Consider the following 15,675-nt stretch of genomic DNA (forward strand, 5'->3'; position numbering starts at 1 on the left):
AGCGTTTGCACGCACGGACCGTGCGCGCAAGGGCTCCATCCTACTGCCTGGCGAACTCGACGATGGCCTTGTAGAACTTGTCGGAGCCGTCCTTGGGGTTGTCGGGGGACAGTTCCATGCGGTTGACGCCGTGTTCGGCTGCGCCCTTGAAGCGCTGGTTGATCACCGAGAAGTAGTAGGGGCTGATGAAGGTGGCGCCTGCGTCATAGTGGGCCTTCAGCGCGGCCAGGTGCGTTCCTTCCAGCTTCCATTGCTGGGGGTTGAATTCAGGTGCGCCATAGCCGCTGCCGATCTGGTGCTGCTTCATGAAGCCGCGAAGCCAGTCGCTGTCGGTGGCGCCGCCGTACATGTTCAGGCCCTGCCGCCAGGGTGCCTTGCCGTCAAGCGTCTGGGTCGAGGCGAACAGCTGTGGATTCCAGGAGGGGTTCACATCGGGAATGATCTGGTGAGAAAAGAGCTTGGCGGCAGGCAGGCCGGCTGCAATGGCACGTTCATGGAATACCGCAAGCTGCGCATACACCTGGGATTCGCGGTACTGGTTCCAATCCTTTGCCAGGGGGTTGTAGTAGACGTCCTGCAACTGGGCAGGCATGTCTAGCCAGAAGCGCACGCCCTGCTTCTCCAGCATGGACGTAGGGGGCATCCACCCGAGCCGTCTGGGGTACAGATTGACCATCTTGCCCTGATTGCGTGGAACGACAACGAAGTTGGCATTGGCCAACTGGTATTTGCGTCCCTTGGACTCGGCCACCACTTGCGCGATGTGCTGTCCGGCGGACAGGTTGCTGAAGTCGAGGTTGTAGCGGAACCCGGTGTTGGGACTGGTGATGTTGTCCACGGCGCGGTAGACGTCCAGCCGGTTGAGGCCGCGGGCCATGGGCCCCACCAGCTTGCCGTCCAGATAAAGATCCAGGCGCTCGATTGCCTGCTTTGGGTCCCACAGCCAGCCGCCCACGGGAAGTGTGCCGTCGGCGAATGCGTCATAGTGTTCACCGAAGCCGTTGAGCTTTTCCTTGCGTATGTCCTTGGATGGGGCAGGGATGACGTCGAACGACGCGTAGTCCAGCCCGGTCTGCGCCTTGAACTGCGCGATGCCTTTGTATTTGCTCTGCAGCCATTGGCGAAAGCCTGCCACCGAGCCTGGGCTGTAGTCGGTGACGCGGATGTCCTTGTAGGCGCCCATACCGTTCTCGAAGTCCGGGAACATGTGGTGCAGTTCACCGGGCAGGGTGTAGGCAATGATGCGGTCCTGTACGGGCTGGGGCAGCTCCCGGATCTTCCTGGCCATGTATTCGAGAGCCTTGAAGCGGTAGTGATTGACGGGCACCGAGGGGTCTGTGGAGAGCGTGTAGGGCAGGATGCGGTAGCCGAAATAGCCCAGTTCCAGAGGCTTGCCGTCGCGCAGCTGCATCAGGTTGACGGGGTCCTTGGCCAACTCGGCAGCAATGGGGCCGACGGAGTCGAAATGGTCTGCCGAGAAATACAGCACGACCGGACGCTGCACCTTGCGGATAACGTTCAGGAAGCTGTCCACCTTGGCTTCGTCGATTTCCCAGCCCTTGGCCGTGCGCTGGTACAGCCCCAGCAATTGCAGCGTGGCGGTGTAGCCGATCTGCACGTTGCCCTTGGGGCCGCCTGGCTCCAGCGTGTCCAGCAGGCGGTTGACGGCAGCGGAGCCGTCCAGCTTGCGCTGCTGGCAGAAGGAATAGGCCTCATCCATGGACTTGATCCTGGTCTCTGCAACGGCTTCATCGCACAGGAGCATGCCTTCCACCGTGGGCGCGATGACCAGGGGCTGGCTGCGCGTGGCACCAGAACCTGTCTGTGCATGGGCTGCCATGGATGCCAGGGCAAGGCCTGCGGCGATCAGCGTGGATGCGTATGGAAGGTGGAAGGTGCGAGGCAGGTGGGGCATGGATGGGCTGGTGGACAGGACTGGATGTGGCAGGCCGCGAAGACGGCGCGGTCAGGCGACAGCTTCGTCTTCGAGGGACAGGCTGACCGGCTCGGTGGGCACGCTGCTCACGTCGTAGTGCAGAAAGGCGATCAGGCACTGGATGCCGATGATGATGGGCAGCGCCGCCAGCATGACAGTCCCGCTGGTGGCGGGATGACTGCTGCTGCTGCTGACGATCCAGCGCCAGAGACCAAAGAGGGTGCCCAGCAGCACAAGCAACATACCGCTCAGGCTATAGAGCGTGCCCACGTTGAAGTCGCGCACCAGGTAGTTGTAGACATAGCGCCGCCACAGGCGCGAGGCGTGCTTGCGCAGGAATTCGGGCAGCACCTTGCCGATCCTGAGGTTGGACTCCTCATCGGCATAGACCGAATCCATGGGCACGTCCTTGACGACGGCGCGCACGGTGTTCAGGCGGAACAGCATGTCGGTCTCGAAGAAGTAGCGATTTTCCAGCTTGTCCAGCGGGAGTTCGGCCAGCACGCAGGTGCGTACGGCCGTATAGCCATTGGTCGGGTCCATCACGTTCCAGTAGCCGCAGCTGAGCTTGGTCATGAAGGACAGCACGGCATTGCCGAACAGGCGTACCGGAGGCATGTCCTGTACCGACTCAGGCCGGTAGAAGCGGTTGCCCTTGGTGTAGTCGGCCTGGTGGCGCAGCAGGGGACGCACGAACAGCGGCAGCAGCGAGGGGTCCATCTGGCCGTCGCCATCGATCTTCACCACGATGTCCATGCCGTCGGCAATCGCCGCCTTGTAGGCCGTGACGATGGCGCCGCCCACGCCCCGGTTCTCGGGGTTGTAGAGCACGCGCACGCGTGGGTCCGTGTTGTTCTCCTCGATGAAGCGTCCGCTGCCGGCAGGGCAGGCGTCGTCCACGGCATATATGGCCTCTACCTCGGGACCGATGGCATTGATGACACCGAGCACGTGCTGGGTGACCTTGTAGCAGGGGATGGCGACGGCAATGCGCATGGGGTGTCTTGTGAGTGCGTCTTCAGTCATGGAACTCCGGCCTCGGCCGACGCGGGAGGATAGCCTAGTTGCTTGGGTGTCGATTGTCTCTGCGGGTTATTCTGCCCAGGCATGGCTCTTCGACTCAAAAAGATAGGTAGCAGAATCAGCGGAAGTAGGAAAAATGGCAAGAGATAGCGGTATTCACTGGCAATCGAGAATGTGAATATACCGCCCAGTTGCGCCAGCATTGGTATTGCGACAAGAAGAAGCGCTTTGTCCTTTTCCTGCAGGCCCACCCGTACTGACCAGAAAAGAAGTGCAATTCCGAGAAAAGGTGTCCAAAGAATCCAGCGATGCTGGTAACTGAAATTGAATATCTCTGTGGCGAAATTTTCCGATGTGTGTAGCTGGAACTTCCGGTAAGTCGACTGAGAGCCAGTGATTTGTAGTACGTGTTTCGCGTAGGTCAGGCTGGGAAAGCCTCCATCTGCTAATGCACTTGTCATGAAGATATTGAGGCGGCTGCCAAGGAACCTGGGGAAATTCTGCCATAGGTTGTAGCGGATGAATTCCTTGATGATGATCCTACGCTCTGCCTTTTCCATTTTCATCACCTGCGGACCATCAGCCTTGAACGTCAAGGTGTCCCAGTAATCTGGGTCATAATTTCTGATATATACTTCCAACGGTCGGTGCTTCGCAAGTGCCTCCATCGTTTCTGGAGATATTCTTGGCTTGTCTCGCGCCAAGTCCATGGCCCTGGGCTGAAGGAAGTTGACCGTTTCATGGATTGCCAGTGGGAAAATGCTCCCATGGCTATAAAAGAAGCGTGCATTTGTCCCCACAATCATCAGGCCGCACCATGTCACTAGGATGGCGACCAAGATGTTGCGACTTCTGCGATCAAGCAGAAAAAGCAAGAAGCCTGCTGGAGCTAGAAATAGAATTCCATTGGGCCGTGCAAATGAAGCAAAAGGCAGGGTAATGAAGATCATGAGCAAGGCAGGGCCCGAGAGTCTTCTATTTTTCGCGCCAAGCCAAATCTCGAAAAGCAATCCGATGGCTGCAATGGAATAAATTCCGTCAGGGTACAAGGAGCTGGAAAAAAATACCAGATGCGGAGCAAGACTGATGAAAACAAGAAGAAAACCGGCCGTTTTATGCAGTCCTTTATTCCAGCACCAGGAAAGAATTCGCGCCTGAATTAGCGTGCTTATGAAGAGCATGAGCAGTATGGATATTTCAACCAGTTGTATCTTCTCGTAGAGAAGTTGGATGAAATAAAACCAGAAAGCGGGCTTTCCGGAGTGATGTATCTCCGGAGCCATCACATGCTTTAAAATGGCAATGCTGTCTTCTCCCAGAATTCCGGGCCAAAATATCAGGAGCCAGCCGCCATAGACCAGTGCCAGTGTAAAAAAGAATGCATAAAACGTCTTGTTTGCTCTCATTTTATTGCTCAATGCGGAGCGGATATTTGTGAATTCGAAGTATCTGATGGAACAACTGGAGATTGAATGGCCCCTACGGAGTCGGTGCCACCTATTTACGGGGTCTCAGGGTGCATGAGCGGTAATTGTGATTCCCACCAGTATCAGCGCACCACCGATGAGGGTGGTCATGCGGATAGGCTCGCCTAAGAAAAGCCAGCCCAGACAGGGAACGATCAGGAAGGCCAAACCCATGAACGGATAGGCCAGGTGGAGGGGGGCATGGCGCAGCACCCATATCCATACCAACGTGGTGATTCCATAGAGGGCGAGGGCTGTGAAGAGCCAGCCGTTGAAGACCCAGTGCTGCCAGTTTGCAGCCTCAGGCATGGACAGGGCAGCCTTCTTGAAGAGCATCTGGCCTAGTGAGATGCCCAGAACGCATAGGATGGTGATGCTGGTGAGGAGGGGGGTCATGTTCAGAGGGGGAAGATCTGTTCCGGGATGACTCGTGGACTTCGCCTGCTTGATGCCGTAGGTCTCGAGCAAAAAGGAGACTGTAATGCAGACCCGGGGATCGCTGTTGGATCTGCGGCTTGGCAAGCCGCAAGCGGCGTGGCAGCCGTTCCCCCGACCTCGAAGACGCTCCGGGTATGCATCGCTATTCCGTGCGATCTACCGGGCAGTCGTTCATCATTGTCAGTTTGTGTTTTGGGGCTTCCTCCTGTGGTGTAGGCCTGTTCTTACAGCGGTCGAATTTTTGTGCAGATCAATGTGCAAAGTCTGCGAAGATCGATGGCCGAAAATTACCTAACCTCCATGAAACGATTGCTTTTGATATGGCTACTACTAGTAGCCCCCTGGTTTGTCCATGCACAAGAAGCAAAGGCCACGCTGCCTGGTGTGCTGGAACACTGGTCCTACAACAAGGGAACGGGAGAATTGACGCTTCGTGGGTGGGTGCTGGGTGGCAAGGATGGTAAATCACCCCCTACCATCAAGCTGGCTGTTGCGGAGTCGCAATTCCAGGTCCAGGAAATTCCATGGGAAAAACGGCCTGACATTTCTTCCGACAACCCCCTCACGGGTGGGCAGGTTGGCTTGGGATTCAGCTGGACGGTCAGTCTGTCGAAAGACCTTCCTGGCGGTGTATATCCCATCAAACTGGATGCCATATATGGTGATAAAAAACCAGCAGAGCTATTGTCAGCCTCTACACCGATGATCGTTGTGGAGAAGGTGCGAGGGCGCCACTGGTGGGTTCTCGGCATAGTGCTTGTGGCTCTTGCCTGCATTCAGTTCAGCAAACCATCGCGCGGGCAGCGGCTTGGGAAGTGGCTGCAAGAGCGACGGGCCTATCTGGTCATCGCTGGATTATGGGCCGCATTGGTGGCCATAGGGATTACGGGCAGTTCGATCGGCCTCTTGATTCATAGCCCTTACGGCCAGAGCATGCTGGATGCCAAAGGCAGCAATGCCAAGCTGTTCAGCCTGCGCTCCATACGTGCGGATGAGTGGAGTGTGCTGATGCCTAATGTGCTGGCTCAAATCCACCACGAACCACCATTTCCTGTGGTGAACTCGAATATTGGTCCCAACGGACAGAATATGGGTGTCATCGGCATGACGGGTGCACCTGTTAAGCAATGGGCTGCGTTGGCTCGGCCCGCAACCTGGGGCTATTTCTTTCTCCCCATGCGCCAGGCACTGAGTTGGCAATGGCAAATGCCATTCTGGGGAGGGTTGCTGTCCATATGGTTTCTGCTAAATCTCCTGCGTCCTGACAGAAAAGGATTGAACTTCGGGTTGGCATTTTCATTCTGCGTGGCGCCATATGCTGCGGCTTGGTCAAACTGGCCATTGTATGCAGCAATGTTTCCTGCATTGGCCTTTGTACTGTCATTCAAGATAATGAAAATTGAGAGCCCATGGAAGACGGCTCTCATGGGTGCGATACTTGGTTGGCTGCTTGCTTGCTGGGCATTGGTTTTGTATCCGCCCTGGATCATCATTGGCGGTAGTTTTCTACTGCTTCTTGCTGTGGGCTGGGGTTTTGATCAGCGCAGTGAGCTGCGCTGGGGCTGGGCGCAGCTGTTAGGTATTTTTGCTGCGCTGGCAGTTGCGTCGGCGCTTCTTGGTAGCTGGTGGTTGGATACTCGCGATGCCGTGGCACTCATGCAGGCAACGGAATATCCTGGCAAGCGTGGCTCAATGCCAGGCGGGGATCTTGCATGGTGGTGGCATCTCCGAGGGTATTCCAATGCAGACACTGTTGTCCGCTCTCCAGGTCCTGAGACAAATCAATCCGAAATCAGTTCATACTTCATACTGCCAATACTTATGGTCGCGTTGTGTGCTGTGCATCTGATGCGATCCACAAAATATCGCTGGTCTGTGGCGGCATGCGCAGCATTCATGATTTGCTACTGGATTTTCAGTTTTTCAGGTTTCCCAATATGGCTGGCCAAGTATTCGCTTTGGGGCAATATGCCGACTGCCCGTATCGATTTGGGAATGGGGTTGGCTTTTTCTGTGTTGATGGCTCTGGTTGCCGGTGGGGCCGTGGCGACGGTAGATAAAGACGGTAATGGTAAAAGTGTTTCCATTTTCCAAAAGTGGCTGATTCCTGGGTTGGTGGCAATTTCAAGTGCGGGATTGATTGCATGGACTTTGATGAAAATCCCTAAGGATTTTACGCCAAGTGGAAGCTGGGTATATACGCTGGCCATGACGCTTTCCGGGGCAGCGATCTGCTGGTGGATTATGAGGAGGCGAATGGCGGCAGGCGTGGCTATGTTGGTTATCGTCAATTTGTTGGCAACGTTGGCTTTTAATCCGGTGACGAAGGCGCCTAAAGATGTGATTCTTGCGGATGGAAATCTTCAGTTTTTGAAAGATCCTCATGATGAAAATAAACGCTTGCGGACATTGGCTCTGAATGGGGATGGCGTGGGTCCCTTGATGCTGGCAGGTATGGGCTATCCGGTGGCAAATGGGGTTCTCTATTACCCGCATAAGGAGTTCTGGGAGAAAATGGGGCTGCCGGAATCAAAGTGGCCGATTGTTAATCGCTATCAACATCTCGGATTCTATGTGGATGAGACGGTAAATGCGGGGGCGGGATATACAGTTTCGGCGCCTGCAGTGGACTACATTAGGGTATTGGTGAATCCAAAAGACTTTGATTTCAATAAGACCGGCGCCGACCGGGTCGTTGTCCTCGCAGATGAGGCCAGTGGGCTAAATTTGAATTCCTCTTTGATTTGGCTCGGGGCATTCAGGAGCTTTCACTGGTTTGCCGTAAAGGGCCGTCCTGCCGAGTAGGATCTCAGGTTTTATGAATCTGTTGTTTCTCAATCAAAAAATGCAAAATTTTCTGCGAATGATCGAGTTGCCGGGTGTGGTATGTCAATGATGGTTTTTCGATTGATTTTTCTGTTGCTTTGCGTCTCTTTCCCGTGGATCGGGAAGGCTGCAGATAATTCGCATCCTAAGATATATGGAGCATTGGAACATTGGAGTTATGAGTTAGATAGCCGCCAACTGACGGTCTCTGGGTGGGTGCTTGCAGGGAAGAAAGGATTAAATCCTCCTTTGCTCAGGCTATCCGTATCCGGCGAGAAATTTGAAAATCATAATGCCAAATGGATTGAAAGAGAGGATGTGTCTGCCACCAACCCTGCGATGGGAGGCCAGACAGGCGTTGGGTTTTCCTGGGAAGTTTCTTTGTCGAAAGTCCTGCCCGCTGGCGTCCATCCAGTAGTCCTGGAGGCTATCTACCAAACGGATGGGGATAAGGCCACCTTGCAGAGTGCTTTTTCAGGGCCACCAGTTATCGTTATTGAAAGCATACGACCACGACATTGGTGGACGTTGGGTATTTTGCTTTGCGCGGTAGCATTGCTTGGAGCTAAGAAACTGCAGAGTTTGCGAGGTTTGAGGAGGGGCGTTTCAAGCTTCAGAGGTCGGGGTATATATATTCTTATTATCGGTTCTTTCACCCTTTTGGTCAGTGCTGGAATTACGGGGAGCTCAGTGGGCTTGTTGTTGCAGAGTCCGCATGGAGCAAGCATCTTGGACTCAAAAGGTAGCAATGAGAGATTGTTCAGTTTGCGCCCCATCCGTGGGGATGAGTGGGGGGTATTGATGCCAAATGTATTGGCGCAAATCCATCACGAGCCAAAATTCCCTGTCGTAAATACCAATATAGGCCTGAATGGTCAAAATATGGGGGTAATTGGCATGACAGGTGTGCCAATCTATCAGTTGGCTGCCTTGGCTCGTCCTGCGACCTGGGGCTATTTCTTTTTGCCCTTGCGGCAAGCCATGAGCTGGCAGTGGCAACTTCCTTTTTGGGGAGGATTGCTTTCCGTATGGCTGATGTTGAATTTGATTCGAAAAAATCAGCGAGGGCTGAACTTTGGGTTGGCATTGTCTTTTTGTGTGGCACCGTATGCGGCTGCATGGTCCAATTGGCCGCTGTATGCAACGATGTTCCCTGCTATCGCCTTCGTGGTTGCCAGCAGGTTATTGACAGTCGCTAGCGTTTGGAAGGCAATGCTGCTCGGCCTCGCTCTGGGGTGGGCTGTAAGTGGTTGGTTCCTTGTGCTTTATCCCACCTGGGTTATTGTCATTGGAAGTATTCTGTTGCTGGCTGGCATTGGCTGGTGCGTGGATCAGCGTGCCCAACTGCGTTGGTCAATGGCGCAGTGGGTGGGCTGTGCCGCTTCCTTATGCGTGGTGGTTGTTATTGTCGGTAGCTGGTGGCTTGATACGCAGGATGCAGTCGCGTTGATGCAGGCTACGGAATACCCCGGCAAGAGAGGTGCAATGCCGGGCGGGGACTTGCAGTGGTGGTGGCATCTGAGAGGCTACACCAACGTGGAAACGGTACTTAGCATGCCTGGTCCCAAAACAGATCCGTCATCAGCCAGCTCATTTTTCCTGTTGCCTTTATTGTTTATAGCCTTTTTCTTCAGAAATTTCCGGAGTTCTGCACAGAGATCTTGGATGATTTTCGCTGCGGCTGCCTTCGTCTTTTTTTACTGGATCTATTGTTTTATCGGTTTTCCTGTGTGGCTGGCTAAATATTCCTTGTGGGGGAATATGCCGACGGTGCGCATGGACGTAGGTATTGGGCTGGCTGGAACTATGGCAATGGCTATGATGGCTGGTGGGTATGTGTTGGATGGTGAACAAAAAATAAAAAGACTGAAGGTGATCGGGAATTGGGCCATCCCTGGAGCAGTGGCCTTGGCGAGCGCCATTCTTATAGCAATGGCGATGTCATATACGCCGAAAAATATAATGCCAGGGGGAAGCATTGTTTATACTGCCGCGATGGCTGGTTCTGGCGCTGTTATCTGCTGGTGGATGTTGAGGGGAAGAGTGGCTGAAGGGGTATGGTTACTGACTATTTTGCATTTGCTCACAACCTTTGCCTTCAATCCATTTTCTAAGGCGCCTAGAGATATTGAGCTTGCTCAGGGTAATTTGTCTTATGTCACAAATGGCCAGCAGCCAGAAAAAAGGCTGCGCACTTTGCTGCTCAATGGTGATGGAATTGGCGCGCTGACATTGGCTGCCGCCGGGGTACCTATTGCTAACGGCGTTTTTTATTATCCCCATGAAAGATTCTGGGGGGAGATGGGCCTGCCATCGGATAAATGGTCTGTCGTCAACAGATATCAACATTTGGGGTTTTATGTTGATTCTGACGTGCAGGAAAGCGATGGATACTATGTCTTTTCACCGACAATAGACCAGGTGCACGTTCATATACATCCATTGAATTTCAATTTCGCAAAATCAGGAGCCGACAGGGTGGCTGTCCTGGCTCAGCATGCCCAGGGATTGCGTAAAAACCCCTCGCTGAACTGGTTGGGAGAGTTCCGAGGCCTGAACTGGTTTGCCGTGAATAATTCGCGCAAGCCGTGAAGATGCATGCGGATCAGGGTACTGATCCGCATGCATTGCAGAAGGCGTTTGGCGCCTTATCCCTTTTGCAAAGCCAACCCCGCATGCTCGCGCAGCGGATGGAAATGGATTTTCGGAAACCGCTCCTGCGCCAGCCGCACGTCATAGGGCGAGGTGCACAGATAGGCCAGCGTGTCGGCCGCATCGCGCGCCATGCGCAGCGGGTAGGCGTTCTCGAATTCACGCAGCTCGGCCGGGGTGTCGGCCGTGATCCAGCGGGCGGCCGTGTACTGGCAGCCTTCCAGACGGATGTCGCAGTCGTATTCGGTGTTCAGGCGGTGCTGCACCACTTCGAACTGCAGCTGGCCCACGGCGCCCAGCAGCATGTTGCCGCCGGCTTCGGGTTTGAAGACCTGGATGGCGCCTTCCTCGCCCAGCTGCATCAGGCCCTGCTGCAGCTGTTTGGTGCGCAGCGGGTTCTTGAGCACCACGGTCATGAACATTTCAGGGGCGAAGAAAGGCAGGCCCGTGAATTGCAGGCTCGCGCCGTCGGTGATGGTGTCGCCCAACTGCACGCCACCATGCGTGGTGAAGCCGATGATGTCGCCCGCATAGGCTTCTTCGACGGCTTCGCGGCGCTGGCTCATGAAGGTCACGACCGAGGTGGGACGCAGTTCCTTGGCGGTGCGCTGCACCTTCATCTTCATGCCGGGCGTGTACTTGCCCGAGGCCACGCGCACGAAGGCGATGCGGTCACGGTGGTTGGCATCCATGTTGGCCTGGACCTTGAAGACCACGCCGGAGAAGCCTTCGTCCTCGGGGTGGATGATCTTTTCCACAGGCTGCTTGTTGACCAGCAGCGAGCTTTTTCGGGGGCCGGGCGGGGGCGACATGTCGACCACGGCATCCAGCACTTCCATGACACCGAAGTTGTTCACGCCGGAGCCGAAGAAGACCGGCGTGAGCTTGCCTGCCAGGAAGGCCTCGTGGTCCCAGGGGGCCGAGGCGCCCTGGGCCAGTTCCATGCTGTCGAGCGCGTCGTCAAAGGCCTGCCCGAAGCGCGCGCGCAGCTTGTCGGCCTCGGCCAGGGGGATGGCCTCGAAGTCCTGGGGGCGGCGTTCGCTGCCAGGCTGGAACACCGTCATGGTCTGGGTGAGCAGGTTGATGATGCCGCCAAACTGCTTGCCCTGGCCCACGGGCCAGGTGACGGGGCAGCAGGGCATGCCCAGCTCGCGCTCCACTTCGTCAAGAATGTCCAGCGGATCGCGCACTTCGCGGTCCATCTTGTTGACGAAGGTGATGATGGGCGTGTCACGCTGACGGCAGACCTCGATCAGGCGGCGGGTCTGCGATTCCACGCCGTTGGCGGCGTCGATGACCATCAGCGCCGAGTCCACGGCCGTGAGCACGCGGTAGGTGTCTTCCGAGAAGTCCTTGTGTCCAGGGGTGTCGAGCAGATTGACCACATGGTCGCGGTAGCTCATCTGCATGACCGAGCTGGCCACCGAGATGCCGCGCTGCTTTTCGATTTCCATCCAGTCGGAGGTGGCATGGCGGCTGGCCTTGCGGCCCTTGACGGCGCCCGCGATCTGGATCGCGCCCGAGAACAGCAGCAGCTTTTCGGTCAGCGTGGTCTTGCCCGCGTCGGGGTGGGAAATGATGGCAAAAGTCCGGCGGCGCCGGGTTTCCAGGGCGTAAGTCAAGGGGGAGTCCAGGAGATGGGTAAATAGCAGGGCGCGCGTACCGGCTGGCGGCTGCGGCGAACCGGCGCATTTTACAGAGCGTGTGTCGCAAGCGGGTTGTCGGAGGAATCCGCCAATGCCTTCGGCGAAACGGTTGTTACAGCATTTGCTCCGGAGATGCTGGGACGAGATATGAGTACAGCCAAAAGAGCTGGCGTGAGAGCGAAGAATGGCAGCAGGTATCTATATTCGCCTGCAGTAGCGAAGACCGCAATGGCGATCAGGTGAATGGCTGCTGGCACGCTGATCAGCAAGGCTGGCACGTTCTTTTGGCGCACGCCATGCCACAGGACCATGGCCAGCAGCGAGAAGCCCAGCCAGGGCGTCCACAGCAGCCAGCGCCAGGCATGACTTTGGCGAAGCAGGCCGCGCAGCGCGGTTTCTGCGGAATCCAGCCTGAAAATCCGCATTTGCGATTGCGCCTGGGTGCGCTTGATCACATAGCGGGCATAGTCGAGCGCCGGAAACCCGCCCTGGGCCAGCGCGGCCGACAGAAGCACATTGACGCGGCTGGCCGTCACATCGGGCAGGTTGTGCCAAAGGTTGTAGCGCAGGAACTCCTGCGCCAGCTCCTTGCGCTGTTCTTCGGTCAGGCTGAAGAGCTGAGGGCCCTGCGGATGGAACACCAACATATCCCAGTAGGCCGGGTCAGAGTAGGCGAGCATGAGCTGGCGTGGAGCATGGCCTTCCAGGATTTCCAAAGTGCGTGCCGACAGCTTGGGTGACTGCAGTACCCAGGGGTCGTTCATGAGGGGTTGCTTTTGCCAGAGGTCGTTCATGGCCCTGGGCTGCAGCAGCTTGACTGTTTCGAAGAGCACGAGTGAATCCGTGGCGCTTTGCGCAGCGGGCCTGTGCATCTGCGTGCCCGTATAGGCCAGAGCACACCACAGGCCGATGATGGTGCACAGCGGCAAGCGGCTTTTGCTGTGGACCAGAAAGATCGCAACCACGGCCGGTGCCAGAAAGAGGATGCCGTTGGCACGCACAAAAACCGAAAACGGCAGTGCCAGCGCGATGAGGGACAGGCTGGCCCGGCTGTGCCGTTTCTGGCTGCAAATCCACCAAAGCTCAAACAGCAGGGCGCAGGAGGCCACGGCGAAGATGGCGTCTGGATACAGCGTGGCCATGAAATAGACCATGTGAGGGGCCGCGCAGACGAAGACCAGCAGCACGGCGTACAGCAGGCGGTGCCCGCGTGCCCAGTACCAGGCCAACATGCGCGCAAAGAAGAGGGCGCACAGCAATAGGAGGATGGCCACTGGCACTTCCACCCGGTGGGTGACGCCATATGTCCAGCGCACGAAGTAGTACCAGCCCACGCTCTTGCCCGAGCGAAAGTGTTCGGGCCTGTCCACTTCCTGAAGGATGGCCGAACTGTCCTCGCCCAGTACGCCGGGCCAGAAGACCAGCAGCCATCCCAGATAGATCAGCACGAGCAGGCCGGCGCTGGCCAGGAAGGCGCGGCGCTCGGTGGAGCCCTCAAGACGGGCCTGCGCTGGCACGGATGCGGAAGTCGGCGGGCCGGTGGCGGGGATGTATCTGCTGTTCATGGGCCGTTGACGATGCGCTCAGGTCATTGGGTAGTGGCAGTGCGGTCAGCGGTGAGCCGCTCATCTTCTTGATGCCGTCTTGATACGGCCCCTGCCAATCTCAACCCATCCTTGACAGCCCCGGCCCTAGAGTTTTCCCCATCGCAACAACAGGTGCCGCCATGCGGCGCCGATGCGGGAGAAATCCCTATGACCCTGACCGAAATCACCGGATGGCTGGGCGCCCTGGGCGCCCTGGCTGTGTTTGTCTACCTCGGATACGCATTGCTGCGGCCCGAACAGTTCTGAGGTGGCGCAGATGCAAGACCTGATCTTTATCGCCCTGAGCCTGGGCTGCTTCGGGGGCCTGCTGGCCTTCGTGGCGGCGCTGGGCCGGATTTGACTGCCTGAAAGGAGACCGCCATGTGGTTGACCTGGATGGAATATGCACTGGTGCTGCTGCTGATGACGGCGCTGGCCGTGCCCATGGGGCAGTGGCTGGCACGCTGCTTCACGAGTGAGCACCATGCCTGGATCGAGCGGCTGAGCTTTCGCGCCCTGGGCGTGAACCCGGCCGAGCGCATGGGCTGGCAGCGCTACGGGCTGGCGCTGCTGCTGTCCAACGGCGCCATGCTGCTGCTGGGCTATGCGCTGCTGCGCCTGCAGGGCTGGATGCCGCTCAATGCGCTGAGCAATGCGGCGCAGACACCGGACCTGGCCTTCAACACGGCCGTGTCCTTTGTGACCAATACCAACTGGCAGGCGTATTCGGGCGAGAGCAGCCTGTCCAACGCCACGCAGATGGTGGCCATCACCTTCATGATGTTCGCTGGCGCGACCACGGGCGTGGTCGCCGCGGCGGGTGTCATCCGCGGCCTGGCGCGCTCCAGTGCCTCGGACCTGGGCAACTACTGGGTGGACTATGTGCGCATGCTCTGGCGCGTGATGCTGCCGCTGAGCTTTGTGGTGGCCCTGGTCTATGTGTGGCAGGGTGTGCCTCAGACGCTGGATGGCCAGGTCTGGGCGACGACGCTGGAAGGCGCTCGCCAGCAGATTCTTCTCGGCCCCGTGGCCAGCCTGGAGAGCATCAAGCACATCGGCACCAACGGTGGCGGCTTCTTCGGCATGAATGCGGCCCATCCGTTCGAGAACCCCACGCCGCTGACCAACGCATTCCACATCCTGGGCATGCTGCTGATCCCGTCGGCGCTGACCTATGCGCTTGGCTCCATGCTGCTGCGCCGTCGCCAGGGCTGGGTGCTGTTCGGCGCCTGCCTGGTGATGTTCGTTGGCTTTCTGGCGCTGGTGTTCACGGCCGAGCAGGCCGGCAATCCGCTGCTCACGGCCGCAGGTGCCGACCAGCAGATCAGCGCCACCCAGCCGGGCGGCAACATGGAGGGCAAGGAGCTGCGCTTCGGCATCGCCGATACGGCGCTGTTCGTGACCACGACCACGGCCGCGACCACGGGCTCGGTCAATGCCATGCATGACTCGCTGACGCCCCTGGGCGGGCTGGTACCGCTGGCGCAGATGATGCTCAACTGTGTGTTCGGCGGCGACGGCGTGGGCCTGATCAACCTGCTGCAGTACGCCATCCTCACGGTCTTCCTGGCCGGCATGATGATCGGCCGCACGCCCGAGTTCCTGGGCAAGAAGATCGAGGCGCGCGAGATCAAGCTGGTGATGCTGGCCGTGATGGCGCACCCGATCTCTATCCTGGGCTTCACGGCGTTGGCTGCGGTCTGGCCCGACACCATGGCCAGTCTGACCAACCGGGGGCCGCACGGCTTCTCGGAGGTGCTCTATGCCTATGCCTCGGGCACGGCCAACAACGGTTCGGCCTTTGCGGGCCTGAATGCGAACACGCCGTTCTTCAACACCACCATCGGCCTGGCCATGCTGGCTGGCCGCTATCTGACACTGCTGCCCATGCTGGCCCTGGCCGGCAGCCTGGCGGCCAAGCCCACCGTGCCTGCGGGGCCGGGCACCTTCCCGACGGCCACGCCGCTGTTCATGGGCTTGCTGGTCTTCGTGGTGGTGGTGGTCGGTGGACTGACCTTCCTGCCTTCGCTGGCCCTGGGTCCTGTGGTCGAGCAACTGCAGATGCTGTCAGGACAGGTCTACCCCTGAACACCCCTGAGCCC

At 57.6% G+C, this 15,675-nt stretch carries 10 protein-coding genes; 4 read left to right on the top strand and 6 right to left on the bottom strand.

Going from position 1 to position 15,675, the window contains the following annotated elements:
• Positions 1-40 precede the first annotated feature (40 nt).
• From AC5I49_RS22555 to AC5I49_RS22570, 4 genes are all read right to left on the bottom strand, one after another.
• Entirely contained in the window at positions 41-1,915 is a 1,875-nt protein-coding gene (locus AC5I49_RS22555) for a hypothetical protein (protein WP_495789918.1), read from the bottom strand.
• Between the two features lie 51 nt (positions 1,916-1,966).
• Entirely contained in the window at positions 1,967-2,962 is a 996-nt protein-coding gene (locus AC5I49_RS22560; RefSeq protein ID WP_495789919.1) for a glycosyltransferase, read from the bottom strand.
• Positions 2,959-4,365: a hypothetical protein gene (locus tag AC5I49_RS22565; protein ID WP_495789920.1), complete on the bottom strand. Its 1,407-nt coding sequence runs from the start codon at positions 4,363-4,365 to the stop codon at positions 2,959-2,961. Before AC5I49_RS22565 ends, AC5I49_RS22560 begins: the two co-directional genes overlap by 4 nt.
• A gap of 105 nt (positions 4,366-4,470) precedes the next feature.
• Positions 4,471-4,821 (bottom strand): DMT family transporter, encoded by a 351-nt coding sequence (locus tag AC5I49_RS22570; RefSeq protein WP_209671871.1) that lies wholly within the window; start codon positions 4,819-4,821, stop codon positions 4,471-4,473.
• Between the two features lie 342 nt (positions 4,822-5,163).
• Here AC5I49_RS22570 and AC5I49_RS22575 point away from each other — a divergent pair, with 342 nt between their 5' ends.
• Positions 5,164-7,668, top strand: coding sequence for a DUF7657 domain-containing protein (locus AC5I49_RS22575; protein ID WP_495789921.1), 2,505 nt, complete (start codon positions 5,164-5,166; stop codon positions 7,666-7,668).
• A gap of 81 nt (positions 7,669-7,749) precedes the next feature.
• Positions 7,750-10,281, top strand: a complete 2,532-nt coding sequence (locus AC5I49_RS22580; RefSeq protein ID WP_495789922.1) for a DUF7657 domain-containing protein — start codon at positions 7,750-7,752, stop codon at positions 10,279-10,281.
• Between the two features lie 56 nt (positions 10,282-10,337).
• On the opposite strand, the gene AC5I49_RS22585 is transcribed toward AC5I49_RS22580, so the two are convergent.
• Positions 10,338-11,963: a peptide chain release factor 3 gene (locus AC5I49_RS22585; protein ID WP_495789923.1), complete on the bottom strand. Its 1,626-nt coding sequence runs from the start codon at positions 11,961-11,963 to the stop codon at positions 10,338-10,340.
• Positions 11,964-12,034: 71 nt separating this feature from the next.
• Complete coding sequence (locus AC5I49_RS22590) at positions 12,035-13,552, bottom strand: hypothetical protein (RefSeq protein ID WP_495789924.1); 1,518 nt, start codon at positions 13,550-13,552, stop codon at positions 12,035-12,037.
• Between the two features lie 189 nt (positions 13,553-13,741).
• Here AC5I49_RS22590 and AC5I49_RS22595 point away from each other — a divergent pair, with 189 nt between their 5' ends.
• Together AC5I49_RS22595 and kdpA are read left to right on the top strand one after the other, a co-directional pair.
• Entirely contained in the window at positions 13,742-13,840 is a 99-nt protein-coding gene (locus AC5I49_RS22595; protein ID WP_013800438.1) for a potassium-transporting ATPase subunit F, read from the top strand.
• A gap of 114 nt (positions 13,841-13,954) precedes the next feature.
• Positions 13,955-15,661, top strand: coding sequence for a potassium-transporting ATPase subunit KdpA (kdpA, locus tag AC5I49_RS22600; protein WP_016448469.1), 1,707 nt, complete (start codon positions 13,955-13,957; stop codon positions 15,659-15,661).
• The last annotated feature ends 14 nt before the right edge of the window (positions 15,662-15,675 follow it).

This window comes from Delftia sp. (assembly GCF_059499305.1).

Bases quoted from the DNA above. Each gene is read 5' to 3' on its own strand.
- AC5I49_RS22555 (WP_495789918.1), bottom strand. From the start codon at position 1,915: ATGCCCCACCTGCCTCGCACCTTCCACCTTCCATACGCATCCACGCTG.
- AC5I49_RS22560 (WP_495789919.1), bottom strand. From the start codon at position 2,962: ATGACTGAAGACGCACTCACAAGACACCCCATGCGCATTGCCGTCGCC.
- AC5I49_RS22565 (WP_495789920.1), bottom strand. From the start codon at position 4,365: ATGAGAGCAAACAAGACGTTTTATGCATTCTTTTTTACACTGGCACTG.
- AC5I49_RS22570 (WP_209671871.1), bottom strand. From the start codon at position 4,821: ATGACCCCCCTCCTCACCAGCATCACCATCCTATGCGTTCTGGGCATC.
- AC5I49_RS22575 (WP_495789921.1), top strand. From the start codon at position 5,164: ATGAAACGATTGCTTTTGATATGGCTACTACTAGTAGCCCCCTGGTTT.
- AC5I49_RS22580 (WP_495789922.1), top strand. From the start codon at position 7,750: ATGTCAATGATGGTTTTTCGATTGATTTTTCTGTTGCTTTGCGTCTCT.
- AC5I49_RS22590 (WP_495789924.1), bottom strand. From the start codon at position 13,552: ATGAACAGCAGATACATCCCCGCCACCGGCCCGCCGACTTCCGCATCC.
- AC5I49_RS22595 (WP_013800438.1), top strand. From the start codon at position 13,742: ATGACCCTGACCGAAATCACCGGATGGCTGGGCGCCCTGGGCGCCCTG.
- kdpA (WP_016448469.1), top strand. From the start codon at position 13,955: ATGTGGTTGACCTGGATGGAATATGCACTGGTGCTGCTGCTGATGACG.